Origin of the sequence: Pelomonas baiyunensis (assembly GCF_043555935.1) — a bacterium.
Taxonomy (GTDB): domain Bacteria; phylum Pseudomonadota; class Gammaproteobacteria; order Burkholderiales; family Burkholderiaceae_C; genus Pelomonas; species Pelomonas baiyunensis.
The window spans coordinates 1-15,280 of record NZ_JBIGIB010000005.1 but is presented as its reverse complement, the minus strand read 5'-3'; the positions used below and the strand labels follow the sequence as shown (position 1 = coordinate 15,280).

Genomic DNA, 15,280 nt, shown 5'->3' with positions numbered 1-15,280 from the left:
CGTGCCTGCCCCCGCCCATCCGCCCCACGCCGCTTGCGGCATTGCCGCCCCCTGCCCCTCGGCCGCGCCGCCGCTGCCGCCGGGCTTTCGGCGCCTGATGGCCGCGCAGTTCACCTCCGCCCTGGCGGACAACGCCTTGCTCATCGTGGCGCTGGCCGCACTGGTGCAACAGGGCTACGCCGCCTGGTGGGCGCCGCTGCTGAAGGTCGGGCTGATGGCCGCCTACGTGCTGCTGGCGCCCTGGGTGGGCCCGCTGGCCGATGCCTTCGCCAAAGGCCGCGTGATGGCCGCCATGAACGTGGTAAAGATGCTCGGCCTGGCCCTGCTGGCGGTGGGCCTGCACCCGGTGGCCGCACTGGCCGTGGTGGGCCTGGGCGCGGCGGCCTACGCGCCGGCCAAGTACGGGCTGGTCACCGAACTGGCCACGCCGGCCGCGCTGGTGCGGGCCAATGGCTGGATCGAGATCAGCGTGGTGTCGGCCGCGCTGCTGGGCGCGGGCCTGGGCGGCGCGCTGGTCAGCCCGTGGTGGCTGGGCTCGGCCTGGGCCACCGCCTGCGCGGCGCTGGGCCTGCCGGTGAACACGCTGACCGCGTCGCTGGCGGCGCTGCTGCTCATCTACGGCACCAGCAGCGTGCTGAACGCCGGCATTCCTGACAGCGGCCAGCGCCAGCCCAGCGCCGCCCTGCACCCGGCGGCGCTGCTGCGCGAATTTCGGGCGGCCAACCTGCGGCTGTGGCGCGACGCCGAAGGCAGCCTGTCGCTCGCCGCCACCACGCTGTTCTGGGGCGTGGGCGCCACGCTGCAATTTGCCGTGCTGCGCTGGGCCGGCGAGGTGCTGCACCTGCCACTGAGCCAGGCCGCCTACCTGCAAGCCACCGTGGCCGTGGGCGTGATTGCCGGCGCCGCCGCCGCCGGCCGCTGGCTGGCGCTGCACCAGGCCCGCCACGGCCTGTGGGCCGGCGTGGCCCTGGGCCTGCTGATGCCCGTGGTGGCACAGATCGACCAACTCACCACCGCCGCCCTGACGCTGGCCCTGGTGGGCGCCGTGGGCGGCGCCATGGTGGTGCCGCTGAACGCCCTGCTGCAACACCGTGGCGCCGTGCTGCTGAGCGCCGGCCGCTCGATCGCCGTGCAAGGCTTCAACGAGAACCTGAGCGTGCTGGCGATGCTGGCCGCCTACGCCGTGTGCGAGGCGGCCGGCGTGCCGATTGGGGTGACGCTCAGCGGGCTGGGGGTGTTGGTGGCGGGGGCGATTGCGGGGTTGATGGGGGTGGAGGCGAGGCGGCGGAAATACTCACCCCGCGACCTTTGAGACAGACCGCGCTGCGCAGCCAGAGGTTGGGCATAGTCCGCGGGCGCTCAACCCACGGCCCTGTACGGGCCGCAACTCGCCGCCTCATGCACATCTGCCGCTCACGCACCACCCTCTTGCTTGCTGGCATGACCGCGCTGGTCTGGTTCATCGCGCCAGCCCAAGCCAGCACCCGAAACGAAAAACTGCTTCAACTGGTGGAGGTGACGCAAGTAACCGCCGCGGCGCAGTTGTCCATCGACCGACAGGTGGCCAGTGACAAAGCCCAGGTTCAGCAAGCCCTGCAACAGCTGATTGATCGCGCACGCCCCGCACCGCTCTACGTGGCCCAACTGCAGGAGGCAGCCGACGTGTTTGCCGCCGACCTGAAGGCCCCCATCGAAGCCCGCGAAATCGCCGACGTCTGGGCTCAGAGCTTCGCCAAGGACTTCAGCGACGAAGAGCTGGACCAATTGCTGGCGTTTTACGGGTCGCCGCTCGGCCAGCGCGCCATCCGGGCGGGCCAGGCGGCAAGCGGCGCCATGGCCGAATTCGTGCAAGCCTCGCAACTGGTGCGCGCCGGCAAGGCCAATGAAAAGCTGCAACGCCGCCTGGCCGAGATCGCCCGGGACTGCAATTGCGCGCCGCGCTGACCAACCCCGCCCGCAGCCTGAGCTACGACCCCGACGGCAGCACGCTCAGCGATGCGCAGGCGGGCTCCAGCACCGGCTACACCGCCACCTATGGCGTGCAGGGTCATCTGGCCACGCTCACCCAGGGCAGCAGCGCGGGCGTGGAGTACACCTACGACACGATGGCCCACCGCATCAAGCGCGCGCAATGGACGGGCTCCAGCACCAGCGCACGCACCATCACCGTGTACGCCTACGACCAGAGCCACCACCTGCTGGGCGAGTACGCGGCCGATGGCACGGCGCTGACGGAATACGTGTGGCTGGGCGACACGCCGGTGGCGGTCATCAAAACAGCCGGGGCCGGCATGCAGCTGTACGCCGTGCACACCGACCACCTCGACACGCCCCGCATGCTGCTGGACGCCGCCGGCAACCTGCGCTGGCGCTGGATGGGCGAACCCTTTGGCGCCATGCCCGCCGAAGAACAACCCACCGCCGGCCAACCCGCCGTGCAGCACAACCTGCGCTTTCCGGGCCAGGAGTACGAAGCACTGGGCGGCAAGCATTACAACTACTTCCGGGTGTATGACCCGGGGTTGGGGAGGTATGTTCAATCTGACCCCATCGGGCTCGCGGGTGGCATCAACACGTATGCCTATGTCAACGGAAACCCGTTGATGTACATGGACCCCTATGGCCTCTGGGCGTGGGGTGACCCGCTGCCTGACTGGCTGGTTGATGGGGCTGCTGGGTTCGGTGACACGCTGTCGTTCGGTGGCACGCGAGTGGTCCGACGTTGGATGGGAACAGACGGTGCGGTGAACCGCTGCTCCATTGCTTACAGCAACGGAGAGTGGGGAGCAATCGGCTTGAGCTTGGCGTTTGGAGGTGCCCACCTTGGCCGCAATGCCTTGAACCAGATGGGACGAGCAGGAGACCTCGGGACACGTGTTGCAAGAGGCGTTGGCCGAGTGTTCTCCGATGGCCGGAGTTGGGGCGCAGTGCGCGACACATGGAGCGTCGCTGCGGGTAACGGTGAACGGTGGTTGGCGGCCAACGGTCAAAGCCTGCATCACTGGCTCATCCCACAGCGCTTCGCAGAGGTCAATGCCGGCTTCAACTACATGGCCATCTCAGCCGGCTTCAATAGCTGGATGAATGGTTCGACCGCCTTCCGGACGGCTGTTGAGTGGGGCTTCCGGGGCAGCGTAGCGGGCATCTATGGCGCGCCACTGACTGCCGCAGTGAGTCGCGACGATTGCACCTGCCAGAAATGAACACCATGGACATCAACGAACGCATCGAGCAGTCGAAAGTGCGAGTAAAGAGTGGGCTGCGGCTCATCGGCTTCCTGCTGCTGGTGGCCGTGGGTTCTCTCTTCTTCGGTGTCGTGTGGCTTGCGAAGTTGGGTGGCCTTGCTGCTGGCTTCTTCACGCTCGTAACGCTGTTGGAGTACTGGAATGTGCGGCGGCTGAAAGGCCGCAATGAGCCTCCAGCGACGTAGCTCAATCGGCATGTCACCGTGTCCGGGCTGGCCGCCAGGCCACCCGGAGGACTCGGCCTTGACGCGGTGGCGCAACGCCTGACGCTTGCCGTTCGGCGGGGAATGCAGACGAAGTGGCAGGCCCCGGTGACGGCAGAGGGCGACTCGCTCCCTTCCCGTGGAAGGGCGGGGGGATGGGTTGGAGCCGCTGCCGCAGGACAGCGGGCAGCTCGTAGGTTGGGGTGAACGCAGAGCACCCCAACGGTGCAGCCGCATGCGACGCTGGGGTTCGCCAAACTCACCCCAGCCTACTGGCTGTCGATTCAGGCCCTGCTGAATCGTCGTGGAGTTGGCGCAGCGCCGCGCCACCCTCGCCAGCCAGGAGCACGCCATGAAGCCCACCCTCGTGACGCACACGCCGCGCGTCGTTGTCGGCTTGCCGATCGTCACCCAACCCATGTCACCGGAGATTCCCGCGCTCTGGTCGCGCTTTTTGCAGCGCGCGCAGGACATCAGCCCCGTGCTGGAACCCGGCGTGGCCTACGGCGTCATTCAGATGAATGTGGGCGCCGGTGGTGAGCTGAACTACCTGGCCGGCTTGCCTGTCGCAGGCCCGGCGGAGCCGGCCCCAGCGGGCATGGCCGCCGTCACCCTTGCGGCGGGCCTGTACGCGGTTTTTGAGTTCGCGGTGTCAGAGACGGGCGCCGCCTTCGACTTCATTCTGAACACGTGGCTGCCTTCGTCGGGCTACGCGCAAGCCGCATCGCCCTTGTTCGAGCGCTATGGGGAGGACTTCGACCCGAATCAGCCCTCGTCGCGCATGGAGGTGCATGTTCCGCTGATGGCCCGCAGCAGCGACAGTCGCTCCGCGCCGCGCTGACATCGCCACCCCACCCGACTGGAACCCGCCATGACGCACTACCTCATCTCCTTCCCAGCCGCCGCCATGCAGGTGCCCCCGCACGAGTTGCCCGCCGTGGGAGACGCTGCCCGCGCCGTGGTGCGCGAAGCCAAGGCCGCCGGTGTGTACGTGTTTGCCGGCGGCATTCACTCCGGCGTGGCGCCTCTGCGGGTGCAGGGCGATGGCCACGCCGGGCCCAACACCGACCCCGCCGCCCAGAACCTCGACGGCGGCTTCTGTGTGCTGAAGCTGCCCACCCGCGACGCCGCCGTGCAATGGGCCGCCAAAATCGCCGCCGCGTGCCGCTGCGCGCAGGAACTGCGCGAGTTCGCGCATGACCCCGAAAGCTGAGCGCCCACACGTTCGCAGGCTGGGGTGCACGCAGAGAACCCCAACGGTGCAGCAGCGCACGACGCCGGGGTTCGCCAAGCTCACCCCAGCATCCGGGCTGCAAGACCTGAGACCCGCACGGCTTGCCGGGCCTGCTCCGGCGCGCCAAACTGCCCCACCCCGCCGGACCGACACCGCACCGCCATGGCCGCTGCCAACAAAACTCAACCCACGCCCGCCAGCGTGCATGCCCACCTGGCCGCCCTGGACGACCCCGCGCGGCGGCAGGACTGTGAGGCCCTGGCCCAGCTGATGGCCCGCGCCACGGGCGAGCCGGCGCAGATGTGGGGCAGCAGCATCGTCGGGTTTGGCCGGCTGCATTACCGCTACGACAGCGGGCGCGAGGGCGAAACCTGCCGCGTGGGCTTTGCCTCGCGCAAGGGCGACATCAGCCTGTACGGCCTGCACGCCGCGCCCGACCATGCCGAACTGCTGGCCCGGCTGGGCCGGCACAAAACCGGCAAGGGCTGCCTGTACCTGCGGCGGCTGAGCGATGTGGACCTGGCCGTGCTGGAGGCTTTGGTGGCCTCGGCGGCGCGCGCGGCGGCCTGAGCCCGCCCTGACCGCTCAAGCCGCCGGCTGCAAGCCCTGCATGGCAAACACGGGTTCGGCGCGGGCGATGGCGCTTTCCAGCACACCTTCGAAGCGGGCGGTGATGTCGCCCCAGTCCAGCCGGCGGGCGGTGGCGCGGGCGGCTTCGGCCACGGCAAGGCGCGCGGCGCGGTGGCTGGCGGCCACGCGGGTGGTGGCCACAAAGTCTTCCTCGCGGCCGGCGCCGGCCAGCCAGCCGTTCACGCCGCTGTGGATGAGTTCGCCCGCGGCGGCGCTGTCAAAGGCCACCACGGCGCAGCCGCTGGCCATGGCTTCGGTGGTGACGTTGCCGAAGGTTTCGGTGAGGCTGGCGAAGAGGAAGAGGTCCAGCCCCGCGTAGTGGGCGGCGAGGTCGTCGCCGCTGCGGGAGCCGGCGAAATGGGCCTGCGGGGCGCGCGCGGCAAGCTCGGCGCGCATGGGGCCGTCGCCCACGAACACGAGCTTCACGCCGGGTTGCTGGGCTTTCACGGCTTCATAGGCGGCCAGCACCACGCCGAGGTTTTTCTCGGGCGCCAGGCGCCCCACGTAGCCCAGCACGAGGTCGTCGGGCCCGGCGCCCCAGCTGGCGCGCAGCTCGGCGCTGCGGCGAGCGGGGTCAAAGCGCTGGGCGTCCACGCCGCGGCCGACCACGCTCAGGCGCTCGAAGCCGCGCTCGGCCAGCAGCTGGCGCAGGGCTTCGGTGGGCACCATGGTGGCGTCGCACCGGTTATGGAACTTGCGCAGGTAGCCCATAATGGGTTTGCTGAGCAGGCCCAGGCGGTAGTGCTTGCCGTAGGCGTGGAAGTTGGTGCGGTAGTCGGACGTGACGGGCAGCGCCAGGTGTTGCGCGGCCTGCAGGGCCGACCAACCGAGCGGCCCTTCGGTGGCGATGTGCACCACGTCGGGCCGCTTGAGCGACCACAGCTTCACCAGCGCGCGCTTGCTGGGCACGCCCATGCGCAGGTTGGGGTACAGAGGCACGGGCAGGCCCTTGGTGAGCACTTCGTCGACCACGGGGTGGCCGCTGGGCGGCGTGGCGCGGGCGGGCTGGCGGGGGCGGATCAGCTGCACGTCGTGGTTGCGGCGGTTCAGGCCGTCCACCACGCGGGCCATGGACATGGCCACGCCGTTGACTTCCGGGGGGTAGGTCTCGGTCACCACGGCGAGCCGGCGCGAATGGCGCGGCGCGGGGAGGTCGTCCACGAGAAGGGCGTCGGCGTCGTGTGCGGTGTTCATGCGTGCATGGTCACGGCGGCCTGCAACAGAACGATGACAGGGGCGCTGCCATCGCACCGTCACGGCGTTTTCACGCACGGCCACCACCATGCGGCCCGACCTCCAACCTCACCTCAAGGACGGGACGTGAACGAGTTCTTTCAAACCCTGAAGACGCAGCGCTGGGATGACCACCGCTACTACCACCACAGCCGCATCAACCAGAGCCTGCACTTCATCAGCGCGATCAGCTTTCTGGTGTCGTACGCGCTGGTGTTCGTGAACCCGGCGTGGGCGGCGCTGCTCGCGTGGTGCGTGTCGATGACGACGCGCCAGGCCGGCCACTTCTTCTTCGAGCCGCGCGGCTACGACGAGGTGAACCAGGCCACCGACGAGCACAAGGAAGCGATCAAGGTGGGCTACAACATCCGCCGCAAGATCGTGCTGCTGGCGGTGTGGGTGGCGCTGCCGGCGGTGCTGTGGGTGGCGCCGTCGCTGGGCGGTTGGATCGAGCCGGCCGTGGGCCTGAAGGGCTACCTGGAAGACGTGGGCATGGCCTGGTTCTGCCTGGGCGTGGCGGGCCTGCTGTTCCGCGTGGGCCAGCTGTGGGTGACGCAAGGCGCGGTGCAGGCCCTGGCCTGGATGACCAAGATCCTGACCGACCCGGTGCACGACATTTACCTGTACCACAAGGCCCCGCTGCACCTGCTGCGCGGCGAGCTGATCGACCCGATGGAGCACGTGGGCGGCTCGGCGCACTGAGCATCCGCACACTCCAAAGGACAAGGCCCGCGATGCGGGCCTTTTTCATGGGCTCAGCGCAGGGGCTGCGCGAGGCGGGAGCGCCGCTCGATCAAGAAGTCCATCAACGCGCGGGTTTTGGCGGGCAGTTGTGCCCGCGACGGCACGTACAGATAAAACCCCGGGAAGGGCCGGCACCAGGGCACCAGCACGCGCACGAGACGCCCCTCGGCGAGGTGCTGGCGCACGCCGAGGTCCAGGTACTTGATCAGGCCCACGCCTTGCAGGGCGGCGTTCAGCAGGTTCTCGTCGTCGTTGAAGACGGCGCTGCCCTTGGGCTCGAACACCACGGTGGCGCCGTCGGCCTCGGGCGCGGTGAACGACCACCGGTCCAGCGTGCCGCTGGAGGTGAAGCGGTAGGCCAGGCAGTTGTGCTGCATGAGGTCGGCCGGCGTTTGCGGCACCCCGTGGCGCTTTAAATACGCGGGCGCCCCCACCACCGCCATCTCGATGGGCGGCGACACGGGCACGGCCACCATGTGCTCGTCCAGACTCTCGCCCAGGCGCAGGCCGGCATCCACGCCGTCCGCCACGATGTTGGACAAGCCGTCGTGCACCACCAGCTCCAGGCGCAGCTTGGGGTGCCGCGCCAGGAACTCGCCCAGGTGCGGCTCGATGAGCAGGCGCGCCGCGATGCGCGAAGAGTTCAATCGGATCAGGCCGGACGGCGCCTCGTGCGCCTCACCCAGTTCGGCCACGGCGCGCTCGATGCCGGTCAGCGCGGGCTGCAACACGTCCAGCAGCCGCTGGCCTTCGTCGGTCAGCGACATGTCGCGCGTGGTGCGGTTCAGCAGGCGCACGCCCAGCCGCTCTTCCAGCCCCTTCAGGTGCTGCGACAGCGCGGCGCGGGTCACCTCCATCTCGGTGGCCGCCTTGGTGAAGCTGCGGTGGCGGGCGATGTGGGCAAACCAGGTCAGCGAGGCGACCAGTGAGGGCTCGATGGGCATATTGTTTAGTCTAGCTATGCAGTCATGTTCGCGATCGGTGGTTTATCAAAGTCAATCCAATTCCTAGGATTCATCCATGTCGCCGCCCACCGGCAGCGAACCCACCCGAAACGGAGCGAATCCATGTCCACCAACGTCACGTTCAAGAACCTCAACGGCCTGGGCATCACCATGGCCGCCACCCTGTACTTCCCGGCCGGCTTTGACGCGGCCAAGACCTACGCCGCCGTCGTCGTCTCCCACCCGGGCGGCGGAGTGAAGGAGCAGACCGCCGGCCTGTACGCCAGCAAGCTGGCCGAGCACGGGCTGATCGCCATCGCGTTTGACCGCTCGTACCAGGGCGCCAGCTCCGGCGAGCCGCGCCAGTTGGAGAACCCGTACGTCAGCACCGAAGACATCAGCGCCGTCATCGACTACTTGACCACGCTGCCCTACGTGGACGCCGCCAGGATCGGCGCCATGGGCATCTGCGCCGGTGCGGGCTACAGCGCCAACGCGGCCATCAACGACCGCCGCATCAAGGCCCTGGGCCTGGTGAGCGCGGTGAACATCGGCCAGATGTTCCGCAATGGCTGGGAGAACAACGTCAAGGACGCCGACGCCGTGGGTTACCTGGACTTCGGCGCCAGCGCCCGCACGGCCGATGCCGGCAAGCCCGAGCTTGTCACCATCCCGCTGGCCCCGCTGAAGAAGGAAGACGCGCCCAACGCCGAGCTGGCCGAGGCCTGGGAGTACTACCACACGCCCCGCGCCGAGCACCCCCGCGCCCCGGGCTATGCGCTGGCCCGCAACCTGACCCAGCTCATCACCTACGACGCCTACCACCTGGCCGAGGCCTACCTGACCCAGCCCATCCTGGCCGTGGCCGGCAGCGCGGCGGGCAGCAAGTGGATGAGCGAGGACCTGCTGGCACGCGCCGCCAGCACCGACAAGACGCTGCACGTGGTGCAAGGCGCCAACCACATGTCGCTGTACGACGTGCCTGCGTACGTGGACGAAGCAGTGTCGGTGCTGGCCCCGTTCTTCCGCACCAAGCTGGCGGGCTGAGCCCCGTCAGAACTTCTGCGCCAGCATCTCGCGGAACACGCCGCGGCGGATGGTGCGGGCGGTGAGCTCGGGCGCTGTCCACCACCAGCCGTCGGCTCGCATCTCGTCGCACGCGGCGATGAAGCGGTCCATCACGCGCTGGAAGTCGGCGTCGGTGTAGTTGAGGCTGAAGATGAGCCGCCCGGTGCCCACCCAGCTGAGCGCCAGGCCGTGCTTGCGCAGGTAGAACTGCAGCATCCAGTGGTAGCGGCCGGGCTGGGTGTACAGCACCGTCCAGATGGTGGAGAGGTTGGCCAGCCGCACCGGAGCACCGGCCGCTTCCAGGCGCGCGTTGAACTGCGCGCAGCGGGCGTTCCAGCGCGCGTCCAGCCCGTCGTACAGCGCCTGCACATCGGCGCGCTCCAGCCGCTTCAGGAAGGCGGCCATGGCGGCCACCACGTAGGGGTGGGCGTTGAAGGTGCCACGGGCAAAGCAGATGTCGGCCGGGCGGTCGTCGCGGTAGCGGGTCATGAGGGCGCGGCTGCCGCACACCACGCCCACGGGCAGGCCACCGCCCAGCGTCTTGCCGTAGGTGACGAGGTCGGCCTTGACGCCGAAGTACTGCTGCGCGCCGCCCGGGGCGAGGCGAAAGCCCACGAACACTTCGTCAAAGATGAGCACGATGCCGCGCGCGGTGCACACCTCGCGCAAGCGGCGCAGCCAGGCGGTGTAGGCCTCGCGGTCGTACGCGGCGCGGCGGCTGCCGTCGATGAGGCCGGAGTCACCCGGCGCGTTGGCGTTGGGGTGCAGGGCCTGCAGCGGGTTGACCAGCACGCAGGCGATGTCGCGCCGCGTGGCCAGCACTTTCAGCGAACGCTCGGCCATGTCTTGCAGGGTGAAGGTCTCGCGCGGGGGCAGCGGGTTGCCGGGGCCGGGCTGCACGTCTTCCCACCAGCCGTGGTACGCGCCGGCAAAGCGCACGAGGCGCTTTTTCTTGGTGTGATAACGCGCCAGCCGCACGGCCTGCATCACGGCCTCGGTGCCGCTCATGTGGAAGCTCACCTCCTCCTGGCCGGAGATGGCCTTGAGGCGGCCGAGTACGTCAAGCACGCAGGGGTGGTAGGCGCCCAGCACGGGGCCCAGCGCGTGGGCGGTGGCGACGGCTTCGTCGATGCAGTCTTTGTAGGCGTCGTAGCCCAGCAGGTTCACGCCGTATGAACCCGTGAGGTCGTCCAGCCGGTTGCCATCCAGGTCTTGCACCTGCACGCCTTGGCTGGACTGCAGGAAGGCGCCCACGCGCAGGTGCTGGCGCAGCACCGGGCTGAACTGGAAGGGCACGCGGTAGCGGCCGGTGAACTTGAGGTCGGAAATGGTGTCGCGGGCGATCTCGGTGGCGGCGAGCGTCTGCGCGTAGCGCCGGTCGAACTCGGCGCCCAGGCGCTGCAGCGCGGCGCGGCGCTGGGCGGCCACCTCGGGGGGCGCGCCGTCGGCCGCGAAGAACTGCGTCTCGTCGTACGCGTAGCCGGGCACCCAGCGCGCCAGGCGCTTGGCCATGCGGGAGTGGCCCGCCAGCGAACGGTGCTTGGCGCGCGAGAGTTCCAGCCGGCGCTTGGCCGCCGGCAGCAGCGCCAGCACGCCCAGCGCCAGGGCCGACAGGGTCAGGGTTTCGTCCATCTCGGGTTCCGCATATTCACGAAGGTTTCAGATGTACCTGCCACGCTTGACAGCGCCATGAATGACAAAGCCATGACCACCCCTTCCACCCGCGGCTGGTTCCAGCGCCTGGTGGCCCAGGAGGACCTGAACTTCCTGCTCACCAACCGCGTGCCGCGCATCGCGCTGACCCGGGCCATGGGCTGGTTCTCGCGCATCGAGAGCCCGCTGCTGACGCGGGTGTCGATGGCGGTGTGGCGCTGCTTCACGCCGCTGGACTTGAGCGAGGCCAAGCACACCGAGTTCCGTTCGCTGAAGGACTGCTTCACCCGCGAGCTGAAGCCGGGCTCGCGCGTGTTCGACGCCCGGGCCGACGTGCTGTGCAGCCCGAGCGACGGCATCGTGGGCGCATGCGGTGAGGTGCGGCAGGGCCAGGTCTACCAGGCCAAGGGCTTTCCGTACGCCACGGCCGAGCTGTTCGGCCCGACGCAGGACGCCCGCGTGTTCGAGGGCGGCAGCTACGTGACGCTGCGGCTGACGTCAGCGATGTACCACCGCTTCCACGCCCCGGCCGACGGCACGGTGGAGCACGTGACCTACCTGAGCGGCGACACCTGGAACGTGAACCCGATCGCGCTGCAACGCGTGGAGCGGCTGTTTTGCCGCAACGAGCGCGCCGTGGTGCGCCTGCGGCTGCGCACGGGCGAGCCCATCGCCCTGGTGCCGGTGGCGGCCATTCTGGTGGCGAGCATTCGCCTGCACTTTCTGAACGTGCTGCTGCACCTGGGCCGGCGCGGCGCGAACGAGATGCCGTGCCAGGCGCCGCATACCAAGGGGCAGGAAATGGGTTGGTTCGAGCACGGCTCCACCATCCTCGTGTTCGTGCCCCCAGGCTTCGAGCTGGCCGAGGGCGTGGCCACGGGCGCGCAGCTGCGGGCGGGTCAAGCGCTGCTGAAGCGGGTGGGCTGAGTCGGCCCGGCGGGCGCTGCCGCTGGCTGCCGCGCCCCGCGCGGTGGGCCAGTCGCGGGGCCGCTCAGCCGCGCCCTTTGACGAGCGTGGCGGGGTCAGCCGAGGGTTTCGGCTTCCGCCGCCACCCGCACCGGCACGGGCACTTGAACCGGCGCCACGGCAGGGCTGGGAGTTGGCGCCACCGGCGCACCGGCCAGCGCGGGCTTGGCGGCGGGTGCCATGCCGGGCAGCGCGGCTTGCTCGCCCCGGTCGATGATTTCCAGGCGGCCGTCGTGGTGTTCCACCAGCGCGGTCAGGCTCTCCACCCAGTCGCCGTCGTTGCAGTACAGGATGCCGTCGATTTCGCGGATCTCGGCATGGTGGATGTGGCCGCACACCACGCCATGCGCGCCGCGCTTGCGCGCCTCGCGAGCCACCGCGTTTTCAAACTCGTTGATGTAGCTGACCGCGCGCTTGACCTTGTGCTTCAGGTAGCGCGACAGGCTCCAGTACGGCAGGCCGAATTTGGCGCGGATGTGGTTGAACCAGCGGTTCACCTTGAGCGTGAACTCGTAGGCCAGGTCGCCTGCAATGGCCAGCCAACGTGCGCATTGGACGACGCCGTCGTACAGGTCACCGTGGGTGATCCACAGCCGCTTGCCGTCGGCGGTGATGTGCAGGGCTTCCTCCACCACATCCACGCCGCCGAAGTTGTGCGTGAGGTACTTGCGCGCGAACTCGTCGTGGTTGCCCGGAATGAACACCACGCGCGTGCCCTTGCGCGCCTTGCGCAGCAGCTTCTGCACCACGTCGTTGTGGGCCTGCGGCCAGTACCACGAACGCTTGAGCTGCCAGCCGTCGATGATGTCGCCCACGAGGTAGAGCGTTTCGCACTCCACGTCGCGCAGGAAGTCCAGCAGCGCCTGCGCCTGGCAGCCGGGCGTGCCCAGGTGCAGGTCCGAGATCCAGACCGTGCGCACCTTCAGGGTGGCGCGATCCGGCTCTGGATCGGGACCCGGCTCCATGCGGGTGGCAACGGCGGCGGGGGGAAAGGGCGTCGTCGACATGGCGGCCATGCTGCACGGCCGCCATGACGCACGCGTGACCGTGGCGCCGCGCCGTCAGCCCCGTTGCGCGGGCGACGCGACGCGGGGCGTCACCCTCGGGCGTTACGGGCGCAGCCGCGCGGCCAGCTTGGGCGTGGCCGCCTCCAGCGGTGCCAGCAGGCGCGGCCAGAGCTGCGCGCCCAGGTCGCGCCGGAACGGCCCGAAGTGCTCGATCTTCTTCACCCCCAAATCCGCCGGCGCCACCGTGTGGCGCGCCACGCGGGCGCCGCTGAATTCGCGGGCCAGCGCGTCCACCGCCGCCGCGGGGCCGAAGAGGTGGTCGTCGGTGATGCTCCACAGGTGCACCGCGCCCGAGAAACGGTGGTACGCACGCTCGCTCGCCAGCGTCGGGTCGCCGAACAGGAAGCCGGGCGTGCGGCCCCAGGCCGCCCATTCACGCGCCGCACCGGCTGGCAGGTCTTGCGCACGCGGGCCGAGCACGCGCCCGGGCGCGCGGCCCAACAAGCGCACGAGCAGCGGCAGCACCACGTGAAAGAACGTCCACGCCTGCACCCGCGCCCAGCCCGACCAGTGGCCCACATAGGCCACCTGCGCCGCCACGCCGAGTACGGCATCCACCTGGGTCTCAAAACCGGGCACCAGCCCCACCGCATTGCCCCCCAGCGAATGACCCACCCACAGCAGGCCCAGGTCGTGTCCCTGCGCGGCGCTTTCCGCGCGGCGCCGCTCGTGCGCCGCGTGCAGCGCCGCGGCCATGTCCACCCGCGCCCAATCGCGCAAGCGCACGTCTTCGCCCGGTTGAAGCGCCGCTTTGGAAGTCGCGATGCCGCGGTAGTCGAAGCTCAACACCGCATAGCCGCGGCGGGCCATCCACTCCGCGAAGTGGCGGTAATAGCTGGCGGGCACCGCCGTGGCGCAACCAATCACGGCGACTGCGCGCACCGGCATGCCGGAGGGCGGCTGGAACCAGGTGGCGGCGAGCTGGCGGCCGTCGCTGCACGGCAGGGAGATGGGCGTGGTGGCCACCTGGGCGCTGGCGTCAAGCTCAGGCGACACGGCGAACGGGGTCGTGCCGCGGGCGTGGAAGGCGGGGGGTTGGGGCTGGGACATGAACACCTCTGGGACTGCGATGCCGCGCTTGTGCTGCCGGCTGCGGCAGTCTAGATTGGCGATCTTTGAAGCAGAAGTTGCGCTAAGGGCGCTTCATCGTCAATCAAATGTCAACAAAGAATGGGCCGAATGCGCTGGTGACGCGTCGCCGGCAGACCGCCGCAGAGCACGCGTTGGACGCCAACGCCTTGGAGCTGTTCGCCCGCATCGCACAAGCCGGCAGCTTCGCTCAAGCCGCCCGCGACCTCGGGCTGACCCGCGCGGCCATCAGCCGGCGCATCGCCGCCATCGAAACCGCCGTGGGCTTGACGCTGTTCGCCCGCAGCACGCGCAGCCTGGGCCTGACTGAAGCCGGGCGGCGCCTGCACGCCCGGGCGCGCGCCGTGCGTGACGCGGCCGAAGGCGCCCGGCTTGCGCTGCGCCACACGCGTGATCAGTTGGATGGCACGCTGCGCATCAGTGCCACGGCGGGCTTTGGCCGGCATGTGCTCACCCCCTTGCTCGCCCGATTTCAGCAGCAGCATCCCGCCGTGCGCTTCGAGCTGTTCTTCACCGACCGACGCGTGGACCTGCTGCGCGAGGGCTTGGACATCGCCTTCCGCGTCACGAGCGCCCCGCCCGAAGCATGGGTCGCACAGCCCGTACTGCACTTCCAGGTGCGGGCGTATGGGCCCAGAAACCTGCCCCTGCTCAACAGCCCAAGAGAACTGGTGTCTGAAGCTGTGTTGCTGCTCGGGCAAGGAGAAGAGCCCTTTGTGAGCCAATGGCAGCATGAAGACGGACGAACCGAACAAGTCACGCTGCAGGCGTCCACCTGGGGCAGCGACCTGGACGGGCTGATCGCACTGTCGCTTCACGGCGCCGGCACTGTGATGGCGCCTGATTTTTGTGTCGAGCCTGCGGTGGCGCCCGCCGATTTACACAGAGGCTCTGCCGCGACTTTGCCCAGTACGAGCTCGATGCAGAACCGCCTCCCGGGATGGCGCATGATGCTCGGCCTGGAAACCGTCCAAGCCCTGACGTTGCCATTGCCCGCCGGGTCCGAAACCGCACGCGCCTTGGTGCGCTTCATCAGAGAAGCGCTGGGAGGCAGTTCGACAGGGCGGCACAGCGGCACGCGTTCAGTCGGTTGAGCGGGGGCGGCCCGGGCGGGCCAATGACCTGATGCGAGGCCGGAGTTGCGGGGGCGCAGCGCTCGGCCTCACGAGCGCTGGCGTTGGAACGCCCGGCTCCCACCCGTCCG

The 15,280-nt window shown here is 69.4% G+C and carries 16 protein-coding genes; 11 read left to right on the top strand and 5 right to left on the bottom strand.

The window, feature by feature from the left end; genetic code table 11:
- The first annotated feature begins 1 nt into the window (after position 1).
- From lplT to ACG01O_RS16850, 7 genes are all read left to right on the top strand, one after another.
- Positions 2 to 1,312 (top strand): lysophospholipid transporter LplT, encoded by a 1,311-nt coding sequence (lplT, locus tag ACG01O_RS16880; protein ID WP_394386388.1) that lies wholly within the window; start codon positions 2 to 4, stop codon positions 1,310 to 1,312.
- Between the two features lie 128 nt (positions 1,313 to 1,440).
- Entirely contained in the window at positions 1,441 to 1,944 is a 504-nt protein-coding gene (locus tag ACG01O_RS16875) for a DUF2059 domain-containing protein (protein ID WP_394386386.1), read from the top strand.
- Positions 1,929 to 3,203: an RHS repeat-associated core domain-containing protein gene (locus ACG01O_RS16870; protein WP_394386384.1), complete on the top strand. Its 1,275-nt coding sequence runs from the start codon at positions 1,929 to 1,931 to the stop codon at positions 3,201 to 3,203. Before ACG01O_RS16875 ends, ACG01O_RS16870 begins: the two co-directional genes overlap by 16 nt.
- 5 nt (positions 3,204 to 3,208) lie before the next feature.
- Entirely contained in the window at positions 3,209 to 3,430 is a 222-nt protein-coding gene (locus tag ACG01O_RS16865) for a hypothetical protein (protein ID WP_394386382.1), read from the top strand.
- A 370-nt stretch (positions 3,431 to 3,800) separates the two neighbouring features.
- The gene (locus ACG01O_RS16860; protein ID WP_394386380.1) at positions 3,801 to 4,289 is read left to right on the top strand and encodes a GyrI-like domain-containing protein; all 489 of its coding nucleotides are present in this window, start codon (positions 3,801 to 3,803) and stop codon (positions 4,287 to 4,289) included.
- A gap of 30 nt (positions 4,290 to 4,319) precedes the next feature.
- Entirely contained in the window at positions 4,320 to 4,661 is a 342-nt protein-coding gene (locus tag ACG01O_RS16855; protein ID WP_394386378.1) for a YciI family protein, read from the top strand.
- Positions 4,662 to 4,844: 183 nt separating this feature from the next.
- Positions 4,845 to 5,252 carry a DUF1801 domain-containing protein gene (locus ACG01O_RS16850; protein WP_394386376.1) on the top strand — a complete coding sequence of 136 codons (408 nt, stop codon included), beginning with the start codon at positions 4,845 to 4,847 and terminating at the stop codon, positions 5,250 to 5,252.
- A gap of 15 nt (positions 5,253 to 5,267) precedes the next feature.
- Here ACG01O_RS16850 and ACG01O_RS16845 read toward each other — a convergent pair whose 3' ends face one another.
- Positions 5,268 to 6,506, bottom strand: coding sequence for a glycosyltransferase family 4 protein (locus tag ACG01O_RS16845; RefSeq protein ID WP_394386374.1), 1,239 nt, complete (start codon positions 6,504 to 6,506; stop codon positions 5,268 to 5,270).
- Positions 6,507 to 6,632: 126 nt separating this feature from the next.
- Here ACG01O_RS16845 and ACG01O_RS16840 point away from each other — a divergent pair, with 126 nt between their 5' ends.
- Entirely contained in the window at positions 6,633 to 7,247 is a 615-nt protein-coding gene (locus ACG01O_RS16840; protein ID WP_394386372.1) for an Mpo1-like protein, read from the top strand.
- A 53-nt stretch (positions 7,248 to 7,300) separates the two neighbouring features.
- Here ACG01O_RS16840 and ACG01O_RS16835 read toward each other — a convergent pair whose 3' ends face one another.
- Positions 7,301 to 8,233 (bottom strand): LysR family transcriptional regulator, encoded by a 933-nt coding sequence (locus ACG01O_RS16835; protein ID WP_394386370.1) that lies wholly within the window; start codon positions 8,231 to 8,233, stop codon positions 7,301 to 7,303.
- Positions 8,234 to 8,356: 123 nt separating this feature from the next.
- Here ACG01O_RS16835 and ACG01O_RS16830 point away from each other — a divergent pair, with 123 nt between their 5' ends.
- Complete coding sequence (locus tag ACG01O_RS16830) at positions 8,357 to 9,280, top strand: alpha/beta hydrolase (RefSeq protein WP_394386368.1); 924 nt, start codon at positions 8,357 to 8,359, stop codon at positions 9,278 to 9,280.
- Positions 9,281 to 9,286: 6 nt separating this feature from the next.
- On the opposite strand, the gene ACG01O_RS16825 is transcribed toward ACG01O_RS16830, so the two are convergent.
- The gene (locus tag ACG01O_RS16825; RefSeq protein ID WP_394386366.1) at positions 9,287 to 10,933 is read right to left on the bottom strand and encodes an aminotransferase class III-fold pyridoxal phosphate-dependent enzyme; all 1,647 of its coding nucleotides are present in this window, start codon (positions 10,931 to 10,933) and stop codon (positions 9,287 to 9,289) included.
- 72 nt (positions 10,934 to 11,005) lie between these two features.
- Here ACG01O_RS16825 and asd point away from each other — a divergent pair, with 72 nt between their 5' ends.
- Positions 11,006 to 11,881, top strand: coding sequence for an archaetidylserine decarboxylase (asd, locus tag ACG01O_RS16820; protein ID WP_394386364.1), 876 nt, complete (start codon positions 11,006 to 11,008; stop codon positions 11,879 to 11,881).
- A 95-nt stretch (positions 11,882 to 11,976) separates the two neighbouring features.
- Here the strand turns inward: asd and ACG01O_RS16815 are convergent, their stop codons facing one another.
- Together ACG01O_RS16815 and ACG01O_RS16810 are read right to left on the bottom strand one after the other, a co-directional pair.
- The gene (locus ACG01O_RS16815) at positions 11,977 to 12,927 is read right to left on the bottom strand and encodes a UDP-2,3-diacylglucosamine diphosphatase (RefSeq protein ID WP_394386362.1); all 951 of its coding nucleotides are present in this window, start codon (positions 12,925 to 12,927) and stop codon (positions 11,977 to 11,979) included.
- Between the two features lie 102 nt (positions 12,928 to 13,029).
- A complete protein-coding gene (locus ACG01O_RS16810; RefSeq protein ID WP_394386361.1) occupies positions 13,030 to 14,037 on the bottom strand; it encodes an alpha/beta hydrolase family protein in 1,008 nt (335 codons plus the stop codon).
- 107 nt (positions 14,038 to 14,144) lie between these two features.
- Between ACG01O_RS16810 and ACG01O_RS16805 the strand changes: the two genes are divergently transcribed.
- Positions 14,145 to 15,170 carry a LysR family transcriptional regulator gene (locus tag ACG01O_RS16805; RefSeq protein WP_394386360.1) on the top strand — a complete coding sequence of 342 codons (1,026 nt, stop codon included), beginning with the start codon at positions 14,145 to 14,147 and terminating at the stop codon, positions 15,168 to 15,170.
- Positions 15,171 to 15,280 lie beyond the last annotated feature (110 nt).